2 protein-coding genes are annotated in these 2944 nt (G+C 39.8%); one reads left to right on the plus strand and one right to left on the minus strand.

Annotation, left to right across the window (positions count from 1 at the left end; translation table 11 throughout):
• Positions 1-102 precede the first annotated feature (102 nt).
• A complete protein-coding gene (locus tag BLT41_RS17255; protein WP_092163527.1) occupies positions 103-1158 on the minus strand; it encodes a DUF6765 family protein in 1056 nt (351 codons plus the stop codon).
• 133 nt (positions 1159-1291) lie between these two features.
• On the opposite strand from BLT41_RS17255, the gene BLT41_RS17260 reads away from it, so the two are divergent.
• Positions 1292-2776 (plus strand): adenosine deaminase family protein, encoded by a 1485-nt coding sequence (locus tag BLT41_RS17260; RefSeq protein WP_244512324.1) that lies wholly within the window; start codon positions 1292-1294, stop codon positions 2774-2776.
• The last annotated feature ends 168 nt before the right edge of the window (positions 2777-2944 follow it).

Genomic DNA, 2944 nt, shown 5'->3' on the forward strand with positions numbered 1-2944 from the left:
GCTGGTGGGAAACTAGGTCGTCGCAAGGACTTTATTTTAAAAAGACCCGTACATGTTAATGTACGGGTCTTTTTGCGTGCGTCGATTGGGGGGGGACTGATTTTAAGAAACAACAATTCCGTGCTCAGGCAATAAGTCTCTCAATACGTAATGTCTATGATATGAAGCCGCTTTATAGAAATTGTAAACTGGCATTTCTAATACTTCTGTTGAATGAGTATTGCCGTCCATAGTGTTTCGTTGCTGGTTCCAGTCATCACCAAGATAGTGGAGAAATGACTCACCGTTTATTGTGAAATTTGAAGTTTCATCTGCAAAACACGTTATCCAATGTTGAATTCGATCATTTTCATCACCATTGAAAGAAAGAATTTCTTTGAGTGGAGGTTTTATTTGCTCAAAACTTCTATGAGTTCCTTCATATATATCTGGATAGACATCACAAGCTTTTCTAAACATTTCATGTAATGCTTTTGAACCTTCCATAAAAGTTATGAGGTTATTTCTTTCGCTTTTCCTTTCGTCCTCATATTCAAAATTCCATTTTAAAAAAGGAGCATCAGGGTAAGTGTAAACTCCGCCATGTCCGAGTTTTCTTGATCCAAATTCTGCAGCTTTGGTTTTAATTTTTTCCCAAAACCTATTAGCTTTTTCAGAGAGAGCTTCGAGGATGTCATCATTAGTCTTTTGGGAAAGTTCAATGCTAAATGTTTTGACATCGTTTTTAGGAGAACTAAGTCCGGAAAATCCATAATGAGAAAAGGTATCGGCATATACGTGAGCTGTTATTCCTAATAGTTCTAGATAAAATTTCTTATCACTTTTGCTTAGATGATTTTCGACCATCTTTTTAGCAATCATGCTGTCTTTTTGGCAGACAATTTTATCTTCAAAAGTGACTCCGTCACCACCTGGCAAAAAGTGAAATGGAACCCAAACTACCCTTTGATCTTCTGGGATAATATTTTTAATATTGTCACAGTGATGGGCTGTGGGTCTGGAGTAAAGGCTAGCTTTGTCCGTAAAATCAATTCTTTCTTTTACCGCATTATCATCAACAAATTGAGAAGCCGAAGCAATTTTTTGAGCTGCTTCCGGTTTGATACCGGCCGCACGCGCAATTGCGTATGTACCATAGTAGTGCATATCTTTTTGCATATAAAATCTCCTATATATTTACTTGAAATATAAATAGACATGATTTTTAATAAGTCAACATGTATTATTGAGGATGGCAGGTGCTTTCACCGTTTGTTTAAATTGATCCTTTATTGACGAATATTCACTTCTTATGTCTACTACTACCATGAAAAAAATACTCATAATAATATTATTAGCTTTTTTGTCAGCTTGCGTGCACAGAAATCACGAACAAGCTTTTGACACTATAAAACATGATCCTGTCGCGTTACGCATGTTCCTTTCTGAAATGCCAAAAGGAGCTGAGCTGCATACACACCTTTCAGGAATTCCCTATGCAGAAGATTATATAAAATGGGCAGCCGCTGATGATGCCTGCATTGAACAAGCAAGTAGCCGAATTGTTGTCGGCCCATGTGGTAATAGTTCGATCTCGGCTACGCAGGCGTTTAGTAAAAGTAACATTTGGAATACATCCGTTGATGCTTTATCCGTTAGGCAAAATTTGCGAGATAATAGAATGTGGGGGCACGATCAGTTTTTTGCAACTTTTAGTAAATTTGGGGTTGCGAAGAAAAATGTAGGACGCTTATTAGCACACGCATCAAAACAGGCATATCGTGATAATGTTCAATATGTAGAAGCTATGCTTTCAATTTACGGCCCTAAATGGGTTTCACCTTGGGCCGAAAAGGTTGGGTGGCATGGAAATCCGGTAGTTGCACTAAGGGAATTGCGGGAGTCTGGTTTATTTCAAGATATGGATCAGGCTATAAGGAAGCTCGATGAAACAGAATTCTTAAAAAATAAAGAGCTTAGGGGCGGCGAAGGAAGTGACGTTCTCATCCGGTACATTAACCAAATCTATAGAGGGGCTGACCCAGCATATGTTTTTGCGCAGATGGCCTGGTCATTTGAATTGGTTCATCGAGATCCACGTGTAGTTGCTTTAAATTTGGTCGGGCCGGAAGATTCTCCGATTGCGGTACGCGATTATGAATTACATATGGAAATGCTGGACTTTTTTCACAAGTTATACCCCGATGTGCCTATTACATTGCATGCAGGGGAGTTGACGGGATGGCTTACTACACCGGAAGCTCTGTCAAATCACATCCGGCTGGCTGTAATTAAGGGCCATGCTCAACGTATAGGGCATGGTGTTGATTTAGCGTATGAAGAAAAAGCTCGTGATACTCTTTCACTAATGAAGGAAAAGGGCGTTGCGCTTGAGTGCCTGCTTTCAAGTAATGATTCTATTTTAAAAGTCTCTGGAAAAAACCATCCTCTCAATGTCTATATCTCATCAGGTGTTCCGGTTACTTTATCGTCAGATGATATGGGAGTTGCTCGATCAACGTTAACGAATGAATATGTTAGAGCCGTTGTGGATCAGGGACTGGATTATGGGCAGTTGAAAAAGGCTGCGCGTAATTCACTAGAGTATTCCTTTCTTAAAGGGGAGTCGCTTTGGAAGAAATCTGATCCATATATTATGATAGGTGTGTGTGCTGGAGACTTTGTTCCGGATAGTGACTGTATGTCTTTTCTCTCTAATAGTGAGAAAGCTGCTCGGCAGTGGGAGTTAGAAAAGAAACTCAAAAGTTTTGAGGAGAACTATCGGGTAGTTCATTAATGAGCTGGTTTCCTTCGTTCTGAATCCAGTAAGAAGGTAAAAATGAGGTTGGAAGTCTTTAACCTGATAGATATCAACAATAATTCAAAAACCTATTGACGTGGGCGCGCGATTCTCATAGAACCTCTTTCTCGGGTCGGCAACGGCTGAACGCCACAGCATCTCCCG

This window comes from Maridesulfovibrio ferrireducens, from assembly GCF_900101105.1.
GTDB classification, from domain to species: domain Bacteria; phylum Desulfobacterota; class Desulfovibrionia; order Desulfovibrionales; family Desulfovibrionaceae; genus Maridesulfovibrio; species Maridesulfovibrio ferrireducens.